The organism is Paenibacillus sp. BSR1-1, assembly GCF_030403775.1.
GTDB lineage: Bacteria > Bacillota > Bacilli > Bacillales > Cytobacillaceae > Neobacillus.
Genome location: NZ_JAQMWQ010000022.1, coordinates 1 through 15,695 on the forward strand (window position 1 = coordinate 1; position 15,695 = coordinate 15,695).

At 38.5% G+C, this 15,695-nt stretch carries 14 protein-coding genes; 9 read left to right on the forward strand and 5 right to left on the reverse strand.

Annotation, left to right across the window (positions count from 1 at the left end; all coding sequences use genetic code 11):
- Positions 1–250 precede the first annotated feature (250 nt).
- Together PH210_RS23045 and PH210_RS23050 are read left to right on the forward strand one after the other, a co-directional pair.
- Positions 251–781 carry a hypothetical protein gene (locus PH210_RS23045; RefSeq protein WP_289988714.1) on the forward strand — a complete coding sequence of 177 codons (531 nt, stop codon included), beginning with the start codon at positions 251–253 and terminating at the stop codon, positions 779–781.
- 152 nt (positions 782–933) lie between these two features.
- Entirely contained in the window at positions 934–1,167 is a 234-nt protein-coding gene (locus tag PH210_RS23050) for a hypothetical protein (RefSeq protein WP_289988715.1), read from the forward strand.
- A gap of 588 nt (positions 1,168–1,755) precedes the next feature.
- Here the strand turns inward: PH210_RS23050 and PH210_RS23055 are convergent.
- Complete coding sequence (locus PH210_RS23055) at positions 1,756–2,268, reverse strand: GNAT family N-acetyltransferase (RefSeq protein WP_289988716.1); 513 nt, start codon at positions 2,266–2,268, stop codon at positions 1,756–1,758.
- Positions 2,269–2,417: 149 nt separating this feature from the next.
- Between PH210_RS23055 and PH210_RS23060 the strand changes: the two genes are divergently transcribed.
- Positions 2,418–3,341 (forward strand): LysR family transcriptional regulator, encoded by a 924-nt coding sequence (locus tag PH210_RS23060; protein ID WP_289988717.1) that lies wholly within the window; start codon positions 2,418–2,420, stop codon positions 3,339–3,341.
- Positions 3,342–3,624: 283 nt separating this feature from the next.
- Here the strand turns inward: PH210_RS23060 and PH210_RS23065 are convergent, their stop codons facing one another.
- Positions 3,625–4,659, reverse strand: a complete 1,035-nt coding sequence (locus PH210_RS23065) for an HNH endonuclease (protein ID WP_289988718.1) — start codon at positions 4,657–4,659, stop codon at positions 3,625–3,627.
- Entirely contained in the window at positions 4,646–6,457 is a 1,812-nt protein-coding gene (locus PH210_RS23070; protein WP_289988719.1) for an AAA family ATPase, read from the reverse strand. Before PH210_RS23070 ends, PH210_RS23065 begins: the two co-directional genes overlap by 14 nt.
- A gap of 136 nt (positions 6,458–6,593) precedes the next feature.
- Between PH210_RS23070 and PH210_RS23075 the strand changes: the two genes are divergently transcribed.
- The 4 genes from PH210_RS23075 to lsrF all read left to right on the forward strand — a co-directional run bounded on the left by PH210_RS23075 (position 6,594) and on the right by lsrF (position 11,725).
- The gene (locus PH210_RS23075; RefSeq protein WP_289988720.1) at positions 6,594–7,901 is read left to right on the forward strand and encodes a serine hydrolase domain-containing protein; all 1,308 of its coding nucleotides are present in this window, start codon (positions 6,594–6,596) and stop codon (positions 7,899–7,901) included.
- Positions 7,902–8,990: 1,089 nt separating this feature from the next.
- Positions 8,991–10,553, forward strand: coding sequence for an autoinducer-2 kinase (lsrK, locus tag PH210_RS23080; RefSeq protein ID WP_289988721.1), 1,563 nt, complete (start codon positions 8,991–8,993; stop codon positions 10,551–10,553).
- 20 nt (positions 10,554–10,573) lie between these two features.
- Entirely contained in the window at positions 10,574–10,942 is a 369-nt protein-coding gene (locus tag PH210_RS23085; protein WP_289988722.1) for a cupin domain-containing protein, read from the forward strand.
- Positions 10,943–10,945: 3 nt separating this feature from the next.
- Positions 10,946–11,725 (forward strand): 3-hydroxy-5-phosphonooxypentane-2,4-dione thiolase, encoded by a 780-nt coding sequence (gene lsrF / locus PH210_RS23090; RefSeq protein WP_289988723.1) that lies wholly within the window; start codon positions 10,946–10,948, stop codon positions 11,723–11,725.
- A gap of 81 nt (positions 11,726–11,806) precedes the next feature.
- Here the strand turns inward: lsrF and fabF are convergent, their stop codons facing one another.
- Positions 11,807–13,042: a beta-ketoacyl-ACP synthase II gene (gene fabF / locus PH210_RS23095; RefSeq protein WP_289988724.1), complete on the reverse strand. Its 1,236-nt coding sequence runs from the start codon at positions 13,040–13,042 to the stop codon at positions 11,807–11,809.
- A 120-nt stretch (positions 13,043–13,162) separates the two neighbouring features.
- On the opposite strand from fabF, the gene PH210_RS23100 reads away from it, so the two are divergent.
- Both PH210_RS23100 and PH210_RS23105 read left to right on the forward strand, forming a co-directional pair.
- Positions 13,163–14,005, forward strand: coding sequence for a helix-turn-helix transcriptional regulator (locus tag PH210_RS23100; RefSeq protein ID WP_289988725.1), 843 nt, complete (start codon positions 13,163–13,165; stop codon positions 14,003–14,005).
- A 101-nt stretch (positions 14,006–14,106) separates the two neighbouring features.
- Positions 14,107–14,772, forward strand: a complete 666-nt coding sequence (locus PH210_RS23105) for an AraC family transcriptional regulator (protein WP_289988726.1) — start codon at positions 14,107–14,109, stop codon at positions 14,770–14,772.
- Positions 14,773–14,846: 74 nt separating this feature from the next.
- Here PH210_RS23105 and PH210_RS23110 read toward each other — a convergent pair whose 3' ends face one another.
- Entirely contained in the window at positions 14,847–15,686 is an 840-nt protein-coding gene (locus PH210_RS23110) for a bifunctional 5,10-methylenetetrahydrofolate dehydrogenase/5,10-methenyltetrahydrofolate cyclohydrolase (RefSeq protein ID WP_289988727.1), read from the reverse strand.
- Between the last annotated feature and the right edge of the window lie 9 nt (positions 15,687–15,695).

The following is a 15,695-nucleotide window of genomic DNA, read 5'->3' on the forward strand; positions in this document are numbered from 1 at the left end:
TTGTAAAACAGAGGAAGAGTTAATACAAGCAATAGATACATATATGTATCACTACAATTATAAAAGATTCCAAAAACGACTAAACCATCGTGCCAGTTGAATATCGGATCACGATGGCTGCATAGTCTTTTTAGAGCTGTCTACTTGACGGGGTTAAGTCCAAATAGCAGGCTTTTTATTGAGTAATAATTAAGTTCAAAAAATGTCTTTTAGTATTTAGGATATTAATACAGTGTTGCGTGTGGTGGTTGTGGTTGCGCTGGGAGATGTACTCCTTGTGGCGGCTGCGGATGAGCTGGAAGATGTACTCCCTGTGGCGGCTGCGGATGAGCTGGAAGATGTACTCCCTGTGGCGGCTGCGGATGAGCTGGAAGATGCACTCCCTGTGGCGGCTGCGGATGAGCTGGAAGATGTACTCCCTGTGGCGGCTGCGGGTGAGCTGGAAGATGTACTCCTTGTGGCGGCTGCGGGTGAGCTGGAAGGTGTACTGGGTATGGTGGGTATGGGTGTGGAATGCCAGGTGCTCCATATCCGATACCAGGAAAATAACCAAAACCTGAGCCCGGTCCACCTAATCCAATGCCTGGATAAAACCATAAGCCTAGTCCAGGTTCACCAAATCCCAGACCGGGATAAAAACCATAACCTGAGCCTGGTCCCCCCAGACCGACGCCTGGATAAATCCTTTCATCTGTTGGACAATCAATATAATATTCATTTAAATATGGAATCACTATTATCCTCCTCATTGTATATTTCATTAGAGCATATTCATTCCTAGAAGAATGGTCTTGGGTATTTGACCTAAAATATTATTATTTATCTGACATATGCTGATATAAATAATACTTAGAAGACAAGACAAATACCCAAGAACATTTACCCAAAAACACATAAACTCTACTGTAGAATTAAATGAGGAGGATGAATGTGATGATTCCAATTAATTATGACCCAAGGGTTGGTGTAGGTGGACCAGGCTCAGGATTTGGTTTTGCACCAGGAGTTGGATTTGGAGCTCCAGGGCCTGGCTTGGGCTATCCGCAGTACCATCACTACTACCCGTATCATCACCACCACTATTACCCATATCACCACCACCACTACTACCCATATCATCACCACTACTACCCATATCATCACCACCACTATCAATATCCATATTAAGGTTTGCTGATAAAACCGTTCAAAAAATAATGAAAAGAAATTTCCTGTGAAACAGGCGTGTCTCTAGATAGTAGACACGCCTGTTTCTTTTAGGAATGTGAAGGCGAGGAATAATTAATATAGTTGACACTAACTCATACGGGATCAAGTCTCACGTTTGTGCCGTTTTATCCCGAGGCAGCATAATAAGACCATTGAGAAGGTAGCTGTTAACGGGTCAGAAGATATCACTACGGTTCTAAAAGAAATAGAAAGCGGACCAATTCCTTCAATAGATGATTTCTATTGGTAAAAGCTATTCTTTTTAAAGAGATACAGTTCTCGACATCTTTTATTGCATCTTGAGAGGGAAAATCCAAGAGTAGAGCGTGCTGAGGCCACTTTTAAATAATCGATTGATTAAATGACAAAAAATTTGCCCTTAAATCAACTAAAATCCTTAATTGATTAGGCTTTATTACGCTTTTAATCAAATGATTGATTAATTTTGTTAGAAGGGGATTTTGTAGAATATTGAACCAGGGTGACGGTTCTTCTGGCTTTTACTAACCCAATCAGAAACCAGGAGAACCGTGCCTGTGGCTTGTTTTATTCTTCCGTAGGACTTTTAGGTCCGTTAAGTTCTAATTGATAAAATGCTAAGTCTAGCCAGCGATTGAATTTGAAACCTGCCTTTTTAATCGTACCTGAATGAACAAAGCCAAAGTTTTTATGCATGGCAATGCTTTTTTCATTCGCTGCATCAATTCCAGCAATTAAAGTCATATACTCTCGGTCATTGGCAATCGCGATTATTTCTTTCATTAAAGAAGTCGCGATTCCTTTTTTTCTATATTCCTTATTTACATAAACAGAATGTTCAATGGAATATTTGTAAGCGGGCCATGCCCTAAAAGGACCAAAGGTCGCAAATCCAACCACTTTATGATCTTGTTCGCATACTATTATTGGATAACCTTCAGCCATCTTTTGTTCATACCAAATTTGTCTGCTTTCAAGGGTTTGGGGTTTATAGGAGTATACAGCAGTAGTATTGATAATGGCATCATTATAGATATCTAAGATGTCCGCTAAATCTTTTTGAGTTGCTTCCCTTATCATGGTTTTTCTTCCTCTCATACTAAATTTCTTTTCCTCCATTTATTGTAGAAGGTTCCATACAAAACGTAAAATTGAACTTTTTAACCCCTTGCTATAGGATAAAGTTATAGCAAAGCATCCAGCAAAATCATACAAAGGAAGGTGAGGACATGACGCCCCAACAATTTCGATACATAGTGGAGATTGCCAAGCATAATTCAATTAGTAAAGCTGCTTCTGCACTCTACGTAACGCAGCCGAGTATCAGCAAAGCGGTCCGTGAACTAGAAACAGAGTTAGGCATTACTATTCTTGATCGAACGAATAAAGGCGTTGTCTTCACAAATGAAGGCACTGAGTTATTATTTTACGCAAAAAAGCTTTTAGAACAAATGGAGTCTGTGGTCCATCATTTTAAAAAAGAGAAAGCAATGAACGTAACCAAGTTTTCTATTTCATCTCAACATTATGGTTTCGCTATCGAGGCTGTGGCCAATTTAATGGATTATTTTGCTGAGCAGAAATATGAGCTTTCAATTCGAGAGGGTAAGACAACGGATGTAATTGATGACGTGTATGCAAACAAAAGTATTCTTGGAATTTTATCTCTAAGCGATTTAAACAAGCATTTTTTTGAGCGTTATTTCACCTCAAAGTTACTAACATTTACGCCCCTTTCTTCATTAAAACAGCACGTCTTTCTACGAAAAGAGCACCCCTTGGCTCATCTTGAGTGTATTACCTTGGAGCAGTTAAGGGACTATCCTTATCTGACCTACCAGCAGGACGACATGTTGCTGCATTTTGCCGAAGAAGCCCTGAATGTCGACAATATCGGAAAACTAGTATATCTCAAGGATCGAGGGGCGATGAATAATCTCCTGTCAAATACAGACAGCTACAATCTGGGAACAGGCTGTATCGTGAATAATTACATGAACCCTAATATTATCTCGATTCCCTTGGAAGGAGGCAATCTAATTCAAGTTGGCTTGGTGAAACGAAACGATGTGTTTTTGCCAGAAGAGGTTCTCGTATATATTGATTTTTTGAAATCAGCTTTGGAAAAATCTATACCAAATGAGATTTTTTAATTGTCTTGGTTTTTCCTATTAGTAAACTAATAAAACGTGGTATTAAAGCCAGGAGAAGAAGCCATTCATTAGGGTAGCATATATAGAAACAAAGGAAATGTCATGGAGAAGGCACTTGCGTTCAGATTAACATCAATTAGACTATTAGTACGACCATGTGGTGTTCCATTTAATATCCTACCACCTAAGTCCAAATCAATAAAGGCGGGTCTTTGAACTAAATAAAGCCCTCCAAATTGGAAGGGCTTTATTTAGTTCAACCATTGTTGCTAAAAACAATACACTACATTGTTTTTTTAAAAAATAAAGATTCATCATCGTAGATTTTAAATTCATTAGTTATATCTCTTGTTAATTTTGCTAGAACCCTCTTATCTTGGTCTTCAAGGGCAGTATAATTACCAGTCAATAGTCTTATTGCATCATCAGGGCCGCTAAAAAGTGTTGGGAATGTTTCTAATAAGGAATTTATATAGTTCCTATTATAGATACGAGCTCTTACTATTTGTTCAACTACATAGTCTTTATGCGCTTCATTATATAATTCTTTAAGTTTAAATTTGTTGGCAGTTCTTTCTGCTTTAATATAAAATTCATCGTCTTTTGGTAGAGTGGGACTTGTAAAGTCTAGTTCAAAAATATTTATATTTCTATCAAATAATGTTAGGTAATCCACATTATAATCATTCAAGAATTTGACGGTAAACCTAAAATCATCTCCCATACCTTTTATATGGGGGTGTAAAAATTTATCAATAGTAAACGTTTTAGTACCTTTTAGACTAGAGTTGCAAGTGTAACAGCTTGGAATTAAATTATAGAAAGATAATGCTAGATAAGGGTAAGAAGCCTTATCTAGATAGTGATCAATAGTGGGACGGGTTTTTCCATTTTTGGAATAGTAGGTTGTAATAAAGCTTCTATTGCAATACGGACAAACAGAGACACCTAGTTCCTTTGTGAATTTATACGCTCCCCATTCATGATCTCCTCTTTCTACGAAATGGTCATAGTTAAAAATTTTCTTTACCACTTTGGTTATGGGGCTTTTCTTACTTTTTAATTTTTGAATGGAATTTGAATATAACTTATTGACTTCTTTGATGATTTTTGACTCCAACTCTTCTGGTGAGCCCATAATTACGGTATCAATTTTATCCTTTAGAAAATTTAAAAAAGCTTTATCTTCCTTTGATAGCCTACTTTTTTGTGGTAAATTATCAAAAATATTTATAAAGTTTTTTTTGAAGTAATTTGTAAAATAGTCTTGGGCGAGCATTTCAAGGTTAATTGAGTTATTACTATTAATTCTTATCATTTTTTTCGAGAGCCCCAATTCGATTTTCAAGATTCTTTATTGATCTTTTTAAATCACTTACTTCACTATAAGCATTAAGGTTATTATGTTGATTATACATTTGTAATAACTTATTTTTTATTAGAGGTTCCCCAATTAAGTGAATCGTTTTAATAATTTCTACACGTCTACTCTCAATTTCCTCTTTATCGCCCGTTGTTAGTATCCTAATTACTTCATTGATTTTTTGCTTAGCAAATGAACTTATTAAACCATCTTTAATAAAAAAGGAATTAGTAAGTAGGTTGTGTATGTTGGAAGCAAAAGTCTGTTGATAATTATCCAAGTGTGTAACCACTTTAGTAAGTCCATTATCTTTCCGTAACAAAATTATATTGGACTGTGGTAAATCAGAAACAATGAAAGGTGAATTCGATGTCATAATAACTTGAATATGTTTTCTTTTTAGAAAATAGGTTAAAAATTTCACCACATAGCTTACATATTCTTTTTGCCATTGAGGATGAAGATATAATTCACCCTCATCAATTAGAAAGATGAGATTCTCCAACTTGTTTATTTCTTCAATTTTATCGTGAACCCTAGAATAGAAATTAAGAAAATTCATTTGTCCAGAGCTAAGTTTATGCCATTTAAAATTAATAAAGCCACCATGTTTAACAATTGACTTTTTATACAAATCTAAAATATTTGCTAGTTCATTAGAAGTTGTTTCTAACTCAAGGTAGTCCTTTTCTATTTTCTTCTCATTTATTAGGGTAAGCAATTTAAAACTCGATAAAAATGCTGTCGTGTATGGGTTGATTTTATCTGTCATTATTTTAGATAAAATCATAAGATTATCAATAATATCCTGGAAGTCTGAAATTTCCTCTGTGAACTTAAAGTCTGAATTTATGTTCGAAGGGATTTCTTCCTTGTTTTTAATTGTTTCTATGTGCAAATGGGCGAGGATTGACATAAATGGTCTGCTTTTTTTAACAGATACCTGTTGTTCTAAGAATTTAAATGATGAATCAAAAAATGCAGAGAGACTATCTGCTTCGCCGGAAAGTTTTAGTTTATATACATTTTCATTTATGTGCCATCTTAATTCTATTAAAGTTGGAAGAGTGAAAGGGATGTATTCTAAATTTTTTTCATCTGTAAGAAAAGGAATGATGAAACTGATTTGTCTGTTTATTTCCTCAATATTGAAATCAAAGATTGTTTTCTGGTACATATTCCTAGTTAAATAATTAGTAGAAATATTGATTTGGTGATCATTATTTACTTCATCATTACCGTCAAGTACATTAGAAAAGAATACTAGACCATAGTCTGATTCTTTTACAATAGGAGCAAGAGAAAATAAAACATCATTACTCGATGGGTAAGGTTTTGGAATGAATGTATGGGTAGTATTATTTGTGATAAGAGGTTCTTTTAAATCTGCATGATAGACATAATAGGAATATGTCTCTCCTATCTTAGTTCTAATTACTAGAATATCGGCTTCACTTTTTTCTTGAACAAAAGGAGTACCCCCTATTCTTTCTTTTAAAAAATTTAGAATGGTAGATTTACCTACCCCGTTCTCGCCTACAATTGCAGTCAAATTTGTAATAAAAGACGATTCCAAATCTGGGTCACTAGTGTTAGGTATTTTAAAGAAGTCCTTAATATAATTTGGATTTGTATTTATTGTTAGTTCATTTTTCATATGATTATAACTAAATAGAAACTCATTACTAAAGTTTAATGAGGTTTTTTTAAGAATCGTTTTATAGTCATCGATCCATGCAAATAGTAGTTCCATATAAATTTGGTCTCCTTTGTTCTAAAATCCCTTATTATTATAACAAAGATATACATAATTGGAATTATTAGTTTAAGGCGTTTCTAATAATAGACGATCCTGGTGAATCTATGAAAAGAATAGGGGGGGCAAACAGATGAATTGGACACTTTTTGAGGAAAAACTCCACGAACGAATGGAAAAAGAACATATTTTAGGAGCTGCTGTTGCCGTAAGCCAAAATGGAAAAATCATTTATCAAAATGGCTTTGGTGTAAAGAATCTGGATACAAAAGAGCAGGTTTCGCCGAATACGATTTTTGGAACAGCATCTGTAACGAAATCCTTTACTGCCTTAGGGATTATGAAGTTAGAGGAAGAAGGGAAACTATCGGTTGATGACCCAGTCATTGCATACTTGCCTGAATTCTATTTCCCCTCCGTAGACTCTATGGAATCAATTAAAATTCATCATTTATTGACCCATACTGCTGGACTTGCGCCGATAAGAAGAAGGGAAGAATTGAATCGGTTCCAGGAACACCTGACCTATTTAGCTGAGTACCCTTACCCTATTTTGGGCAAGCCGGGTGAATACCTTAGTTATTGTAATGATACCTTTTTGCTGTTAGGTGCCATAATAGAGCGGATAACTGGACGCTTATTTAGGAGATTTATAACTGAAGAAGTGTTATATCCATTACAGATGTATCGCTCGACCTTCAGTCTAGAAGAATTACATAAATTCGAGGATGTATCTACTCCATATGTCTATCACCCAGAAGGGGACAGGTTTGAAAAGCAATCCTGGCCAATTCTAGGAAACTATGAAGCTGGTGGGGGTATTCGTTCTAATGTTCTCGATTTATTAAAATATGGTGAGCTTTATATTGGGCAAGGAATACTTGATCATAAACCATTTATTTCGAAGAAACAATTGGAGAAAATGCGGCAGCCAACCTATCCAATTAATCGAAGTTCTTATTATGGATATGCCCTCGAGGTGACACCTAATTACCACGGATTCACATTGGTAGAGCATAGCGGAGGACAGCCAGGCGTTTCGTCTAACTTTGGTTTTATTCCAGAGCAAAACCTTGTCGTGGCTGTTTTAACCAATGTCTCGGATGTTCCTGCAAAAGACATCTGGCTTGAGGCTGTAAATTATGCAATTGGAATACCTTTGGAGGAGAAGCGGAATACGGAATTGTCCGTTGACCTTTCAGAAGAACAACTGAAGAAATTTGTTGGGACGTACCAAAGTGAAGAAGGGGATTGTCTCCAGATTTTTATCGAGGATTATACGGTAAAAGCAACGATCAATAGCAAGGAATTTTCGATGAGAGCAAGCGGGGAGGCCACCCTTGTCATCACAGAAAAAGAAAAGCCGATTCAATTTTATTTTGATTCGAACGGAGAAACATGGGCAGCTTTTATGGGGTTAAGGGTGCTTTTAAAGAAATAAGAGACCAGGGATGATGACCAAGGGGGACGGTTCTCATAGAGCGCTCATGAGGACAATTCCTAGGGAGGAACGCTGAAAACTGTCTTCATAGAGTGTTCATGAGGACAAAATCAAGACTGGTAAACTGAAAACTGTCTTCATAAAGCATTCATGAGACAAAATCAAGACTGGTAAACTGAAAACTGTCTTCATAGAGTGTTCATGAGGACAATTTCTAGGTAGGAACGTCGAAAACTGTCTTCATAGAGCGTTCATGAGGACAAAATCAAGACTGGTAAACTGAAAACTGTCTTCATAAAGCATTCATGAGGACAAAACCAAGACTGGTAAACTGAAAACTGTCTTCATCAAGCATTCATGAGGACAAAACCAAGACTGGTAAACTGAAAACTGTCTTCATAGAGCGTTCATGAGAACAAAACCAAGACTGGCAAACCTAAAACTGTCCTCATGAATTTAGGAACCATGAGAATCGTCCCCGCGGACTGTGGGGATATCGAATCATACAAGGGTGGGAGTAAAAATGTTAATGAAGCCAAAGAAATTGCAGCCGGGAGATTGTGTTGCAAACGATATTAGAAAGTAGAGTGGAATAGAAAATACAGTTTTCGACATCTTTTTATCGCGATTTGAAAGAAAAACCCATTAGTGAAGCGTGCTGGTGCCACTTTTAATTAAACGTTTGATTAAATGACAAAAAATTTGCCCTTTAATAAATAAATCCTTATTTGCTCAGGCTTTACTACATTTTTAATCAAACGATTGATTAGTTTTAATATTGGCGGATTTTGTTGAGCCATGCAGACAGGACGGATAAAGATTTCTTTAGTATGGTCCACTTTGGATAAAAATGGGGTTTTGAAGTAATCCAGACGATTTTAGGAATTCCTATTCAGGGGTTCCTATTTTTTATTTGCCAGTTTTAGTGGATCCCGGTAGGAAATCCATACTGAAAGTTCTGATTACCAAAAATTACGGATATATTTCTGTTATAGACGCAGCAAAAAATCGTTTCCAGCTACAGATTCCTATTTTAATACAGATGAACTGCAGCTATTTCCTCACTCTGTATGGAGGTGAAAGAAAACCATGACGTACATTCTGGCATTTGATGCGGGTACTGGCAGTATTCGCGCTGTTTTGTTTGATCCCTTAGGCAATCAAGTCGGGGTTTCCCAAATAGAATGGAACCATTTATCAAATGAACAGTATCCAGGATCTATGGACTTTGATTGGGAAACAAACTGGAAGCTAGTCGTTCAGTGTGTAAGGACTGTTATAGAGGAAACAGGAGTAGACGCCAAGCAAATAAAAGCGATAAGTGCTACGAGTATGAGGGAAGGAATTATCCTATATGATAAAACAGGTCAGGAGATTTGGGCTTGTGCAAATGTAGATGCTCGAGCTTCTAATGAGGTAAAGGCGTTAAAGGCATTAGATCCTGAATTAGAATACAAGATTTATCGATTATCAGGCCAAATGTTTGCCTTAGGGGCACTGCCCAGGCTTTTGTGGATAAAAAATCATTTACCGGAGATTTATGACAAAGCCGCTGCCATGACGATGATTAATGATTGGATTCTGTATAAATTGTCAGGGAAACTACAAGTCGATCCTTCAAATGGCTGCACGACCGGAATTTTTGATTGTAAAAAAAGGACTTGGAATCGTGCTGCAGCAGAAATGTGCGGACTAAAAAATAATGTATTCCCGCCGGTTAATGAAGCGGGAACTGTCATCGGTCACGTGACGGTTGGGGCAGCAGCGGATACAGGATTGAATGCAGGAACTCCGGTTATCTGTGGAGGCGGAGATGCTCAAATGGCCTCTGTTGGTGTAGGGGCGGTAAAAGCAGGGCAAGCGGTTGTATCAGGTGGATCATTTTGGCAGCAGGAGGTCAATGTGGAACAGCCTTTGATTGACAAAAGCGGCCGTATCAGGGTTAATTGCCATGCCGTTACTGAATTGTGGCAGCTAGAAACCATTGCTTTTTTCCCTGGTCTTGTCATGAGATGGTTCCGTGATGCATTTTGTGATTTGGAAAAAATCGAAGCAAAAGAGACCGGTCGGGACCCTTATGAAATTTTAGAAGAAAAGGCAAGGAATGTACCAATCGGGGCAAATGGGATTATTCCAATCTTTTCAGATACGATGAATTATCGCTCTTGGCGCCATGCATCCCCATCGTTCATTAACCTCACTTTAGATCCTCTGAAAACGGGCAAAAAGGAAATGTTTAAATCCATTCAAGAAAATGCGGCGCTTCTTACACTAGGAAACTTAAAGATTATCGAAGAAGAAACAGGATATTATCCAACAGAAGTTATTTTTGCAGGCGGAGCCTCGAAAGGAAAGCTTTGGAGTCAAACTCTAGCAGATGTTCTTGGAGTACCAGTGAAAGTCCCTGAAGTGAAAGAAGCAGCCGCATTGGGTACAGCGCTATTTGCAGGTATCGGGGCAGGAATTTATGAAAATATCGAGCAGGCCGTTAACCAAGTTGTAAAGTGGGAGCGGACCCATCTCCCTAACAAGGAAAACCATGTTCAATACTTACAAATCTATGAAAAATGGAGAAATGTCTATCAAGAACAGCTTCAGCTTGCGGATCGAGGTTTAACGACTCATATGTGGAAGGCGCCTGGTCTTGATTAATTTGAAAGTGGGTGAAGGGAATGAAGAAAGTTCACGAAGATGACTTCGAATATCGGTTTGGCGATAATGGGCCGAAATATTTAACTAAAGGTCCGAATGTTGATGTTGGTGTGGTGGTATTGAAGCCGGGCCAAGATTTCCAAAACCATTATCATTCTGTTTGCGAAGAGATTTTCTATATCCTCGAAGGGAAGATTGATTTTTATATAAATGGGATTAGAGTTCCTGTCATACCCGGTGATATGATTCAATGCCTTCCGGGTGATGCTCATTACCTTATCAATCAAACGGATCAACCCTTTAAAGCCCTCTTCATTAAATCACCGCATATTTTGGAAAGAGATGTTGTAAACATTAAGAATCCAGAAATCAATGATAGGAGTGAGTAGATCGTGAGCTGGGGATTCCAAAATCGATTAAATAAAATATTGCCCAATAGAAGGGCAGTCATGCTTGCTATCGATCATGGCTATTTCTTAGGTCCAATAAGGGGTTTAGAAAAGCCTGAGGAAACGGTCAGAGACTTACTGCCCTATACCGATTCCCTCTATTTAACACGAGGTACACTGGCTGCCTGTATTCCAAATGATACAGAAAAACCAATGGTTCTTCGTGTATCTGGCGGTCCTACGACGCTCGGAAAGGATTTAGCGAATGAAACAATTGTTACTTCTATCAAAGAAGCCATTCGCCATAATGTGGTTGGTGTAGGAGTTTCGGTTTTTATCGGTTCTGACTATGAAACTCAAACCGTAACAAATCTAGCTCATGTTGTAACGGATGCTCATGATTACGGAATACCGGTACTTGGAATTACGGCAGTCGGAAAAGAGCTGGAGAAACGGGATGCCAGGTTCTTAGCATTGGCCTCAAGAGTTCTTGCCGAAATGGGAACGGATATTGTGAAAACCTATTACTGTAAAGACTTTGAACAGGTAACGAGTAAGTGCCCGGTACCGATTGTTATTGCAGGCGGCCCCAAATTTGATACCATTCGTGAAGCACTTGAAATCACCTATAATGCGATGGAGCAAGGCGCGGCTGGAGTGGATATGGGAAGGAATATTTGGCAATCGAAGCATCCTCTTGCCATGATCCAAGCAATACATTCCATCGTTCATAAAGGATTCACGGTCAAAGAAGCGGTAGATTTATATGAATCTATTTCATAAAGGGACCAAGGGGACGGTTCACACGGTTTTTTTGAACCATGAGAACCGTCCCTTTGGTGCTTCAGGAGGAATGCCCCAGTTTCATTCGTATCGTTTCAATACAATGGCTGAATTATGCCCGCCAAAGCCAAAGGAATTAGATAAACCGATAGATAACGGAAGCTTTCGTGCTCCTTCTGCCACATAATCCAAATCACACTCTGGATCTGCCGTAACTAAATTGATGGTTGGTGGTACAATCCCTTGCTGTAGTGTTTTAACTAGAGCAATGGCCTCCACCCCGCCGGCGGCACCAAGCATATGGCCAGTCATAGATTTATTAGCCGTAACTGGTATTTGATAGGCGCGTTCTCCGAATAAACTTTTTATGGCCATGGTTTCAGAACGATCTCCTACTGGTGTACTTGTCGCATGAGCACTGATCACATCCACATCATCCGTTGAAATGTTTGCTTTTCGCAAAGCATTTCTCATCGCTAAATAGGCGCCTTTTCCTTCAGGGTGTGAAGCGACCATATGATGGGCATCCGAACTAGCTCCATAACCGATGACTTCGCATAAAATCGGTGCATTTCTTTTAACAGCATGTTCTAAAGATTCTAACACTAGTATTCCAGCTCCTTCACTCATGACGAAACCATCTCGTTCGGAATCAAACGGGCGGCTTGCGAGTGTCGGCTCCTCATTTCTTGTAGATAATGCTTTGGCATTCCCGAAACTCGCTAAGGATAAAGTAGTGATGGCTGCTTCCGTTCCACCCGCAAAGATAACATCTGCATCACCGTAGCGGATGGTATTAAAGGCTTCGCCAATTGCGGTGTTGCCGATTGAACATGCCGTTACTGGCGATAACGATGGCCCATGTGCCCCAAATTTTATGCTTATTTGTGCAGCCGCTGCATTGGAAATCATCATTGGAACCAGATTAGGACTTACTCTTCTCGGTCCACGTTCGTTTAGGAGGTTCACGTTATCAATAAAAGTGTTGATTCCGCCGATTCCTGATCCCACATACACGCCAAAGCGGTCCTGCTCTAATTTTTCTAGTTGTAGTTGCGAGTTTTCCAGAGCCTCCTCGGCTGCCGCTAAAGCAAACTGTGTAAAACGGTCTAATCCTCTGGCTTCCTTCGTACCCCACCGTTCTTCCGGATTAAAGTTACGCACTATACCGCCAATTTTAGTTTTGGAATTGGATACATCTAACGTATCAATCGTTGATATACCGGATTTTCCTTTTAGTAAAGAGTCCCAAAACGTATGCACATCGTTGCCAAGAGGCGAGATGAGCCCCATTCCTGTAATAACCACTCTATTCATCTTCATTCCTCCAATCAGTTCATTTTCTATCATTGTAGCTCATTTTTATCCTATTACAAGTTGTTGTTTATCATAGTATAATTAGTACTATGATAAATCGAACGAAAAGAGGAAGGGAAAATGAAACCTGAAACCAGACTTGAAGCACTTTCAGAATTTTTAAAAGCAAAACGTTCGAAGCTTAATCCACAAATGGTGGGACTGCCAATGGGAACCCGCAGAAGGACACCGGGTTTAAGGAGGGAGGAAGTGGCTCAATTAGCTGGTGTCAGCACTACCTGGTATACCTGGTTAGAACAGGGCCGGGATATTAAAGTTTCTACTTCCGTATTAGACGCTATATCAGATGCACTGAAATTAAGTAATGATGAAAAAAAGTATTTGTATGCTTTAGCTTTGGAGGAGGGGGGCGGGGCCAATCCTTCATTCTCCAATACAGAAGAAATTATCATCAGCCCATCTTTAAAGCGGATTTTACAAGAGCTTCGATATTGTCCCACCATCATTACCGATCGGCGATGCTTTATTGTAGGATGGAATCAGGCAGCGGCCAATGTGTTTTTGGATTTTGAACTGATTCCAATGGAGCAGAGGAATCTCATCCAGTTGTTATTTTCAAGAAAGGAATTTAGAAGTTTAGCCGTTAATTGGGTCCATTTCGTAAAGGGGTTCATCGCCATTTTTCGGACGTATTACGGTCAATATGTGGCCGATCAATGGTACAACCAATTTATTCAGGAGATGGAACAGGCTTATCCGGAGTTTCATCAATTGTGGAATGAAAGTGAAGTGAGTTCAGCACCGGAAATGAAAATTGAATTCCGGCACGCGAAGGCAGGAAAAATGATCTTTAATTTAACTTCTTTACAAGTTCAAGGAAATAATGATTTAAGATGCAGTGTCTATACACCGGTTGAAAACACGGAAACAGAAATGAAGTTAAAGCGCCTCATGGAACATTAAATGGGTGGACCATGGGGACAGTTCTCTTTAAAACCTATTTTTCTCAGCCGAATCAACAGTGTGTTTCAGCAGCATGGCAATAGTAACAGGGGGTGTTATCGATGATTGGAAAAAATACATTGCATATTCTTAACGGGCAAGAAATGTATAATTATTTTAAAAAGACACATTTTCTCGAACAAGAATGGATGATTCCTTTTAATGAAGCTATGTGTTATGGAAACACGTGCGACAATCTCTTTTCACAGAAATTCGTCGAAATACGTGCAAAGGTTCATCAAGTAACGCCGGCACAATATGCTGAAATCACGCTTAAACCATTAGCTCTTCTCTTTAGGGGAGATTTTACTCACATTGCCTTATGGTTTGATTCCGATATGTTTTGTCAAATTAATATCCTCACCATTCTTGCGTGGTTGGACCAAACAAATTATAAAGGTAGGATTGATCTTCATATAGTCGGAGATAAGTTTGAACCGGTGGATTCCTTCGAATTAAAAGCGAATGGATATTATCAACTTTACAAACAAGTATTGATACATAAAACATTGCCTGCATATATCCATCCGGCGCCCTTAAAGAAGGGGGTGGAACTATATTTGAATTACCTTAATAAAGAAGGTGATCTATTGTTGTATATTCAAAAGCACCAAAATGTTCCGGAAAAAGAACTTGTGCCTGCCCTAATCGAAAAATTCAGAGATTATGGTTTAGGAGATACACAATACTTCGAAATTATTAAGGCTCATCGTAAAACAAATCCATAACCTTCTTTTTCACTAACTTTGAACGAAAAGGAAATAGGAAGCTAGTCTTACAAGAATAGCTTCCTATTTGTCCTTTAAAACAGGTTATTCTCAGCTGAATCAACAGTGTGTTTCAGCAGCATGGAAATGGTAACAGGGCCTACACCGCCTGGCACAGGTGTTATGGCACCAGCAGCCTCGTAACAACTCTCGTAATCTATATCTCCAATATTTCCTTTGTTATATCCAGCATCTAGGACAACGGAGCCCTCCTTAAGCCAACTTCCTTGAATAAATTTAGGCTTACCAACGGCAGCTACCACAATGTCTGCTTGTTTTAAAATATCAGGTAAATTAGCCGTTTTTGAATGACAAGTTGTAACCGTAGCATTTTCGTTAAGAAGCAGCGCGGAAACAGGCTTACCTAGAATTGGGCTTCTGCCAACAACTACGGCATGTTTACCTTCGAGTGAAATCTTGTAATACTTTATAATTTCCATAATGGCTGCTGGAGTACATGATGGATAATTTCCAAATCCGAGTGCAGTCTGACCGTACCCAGCACTTGTAACACCATCTACATCTTTGCGAATATCAATTGCTTCGAAAGCCATTCGTTCATCAATCTGCGCTGGAACTGGATGTTGTAAAAGGATACCATGTACGGTTGGATCTTCGTTTAATTCTCTAATGGTTTCTAACAATTCGATTGTCGTTGTTTCTTCAGGCAAATGTACACGAATAGAATTTATGCCTAATTTCTTACAAGCATTCCCCTTCATTCTTACGTATGTTTCTGAGGAAGGGTTATTACCAACTAAAATCGTGGCAAGGCATGGTGTGATCCCATTGTTTTGTAATGATTCAATTCGTCCTTTTAATTGATCCTTTATATTTTGAGCTACAACATTTCCATCCAAAATGATTTTCTCCACTTTTTTCGC

Excerpts from the sequence above, each read along its gene's own strand:
- PH210_RS23105 (WP_289988726.1), top strand. The coding sequence starts at position 14,107 with ATGATTGGAAAAAATACATTGCATATTCTTAACGGGCAAGAAATGTAT.
- PH210_RS23065 (WP_289988718.1), bottom strand. The coding sequence starts at position 4,659 with ATGATAAGAATTAATAGTAATAACTCAATTAACCTTGAAATGCTCGCC.
- PH210_RS23100 (WP_289988725.1), top strand. The coding sequence starts at position 13,163 with ATGAAACCTGAAACCAGACTTGAAGCACTTTCAGAATTTTTAAAAGCA.
- PH210_RS23050 (WP_289988715.1), top strand. The coding sequence starts at position 934 with ATGATTCCAATTAATTATGACCCAAGGGTTGGTGTAGGTGGACCAGGC.
- PH210_RS23075 (WP_289988720.1), top strand. The coding sequence starts at position 6,594 with ATGAATTGGACACTTTTTGAGGAAAAACTCCACGAACGAATGGAAAAA.
- PH210_RS23060 (WP_289988717.1), top strand. The coding sequence starts at position 2,418 with ATGACGCCCCAACAATTTCGATACATAGTGGAGATTGCCAAGCATAAT.
- PH210_RS23055 (WP_289988716.1), bottom strand. The coding sequence starts at position 2,268 with ATGATAAGGGAAGCAACTCAAAAAGATTTAGCGGACATCTTAGATATC.
- PH210_RS23085 (WP_289988722.1), top strand. The coding sequence starts at position 10,574 with ATGAAGAAAGTTCACGAAGATGACTTCGAATATCGGTTTGGCGATAAT.
- fabF (WP_289988724.1), bottom strand. The coding sequence starts at position 13,042 with ATGAATAGAGTGGTTATTACAGGAATGGGGCTCATCTCGCCTCTTGGC.
- lsrK (WP_289988721.1), top strand. The coding sequence starts at position 8,991 with ATGACGTACATTCTGGCATTTGATGCGGGTACTGGCAGTATTCGCGCT.
- PH210_RS23070 (WP_289988719.1), bottom strand. The coding sequence starts at position 6,457 with ATGGAACTACTATTTGCATGGATCGATGACTATAAAACGATTCTTAAA.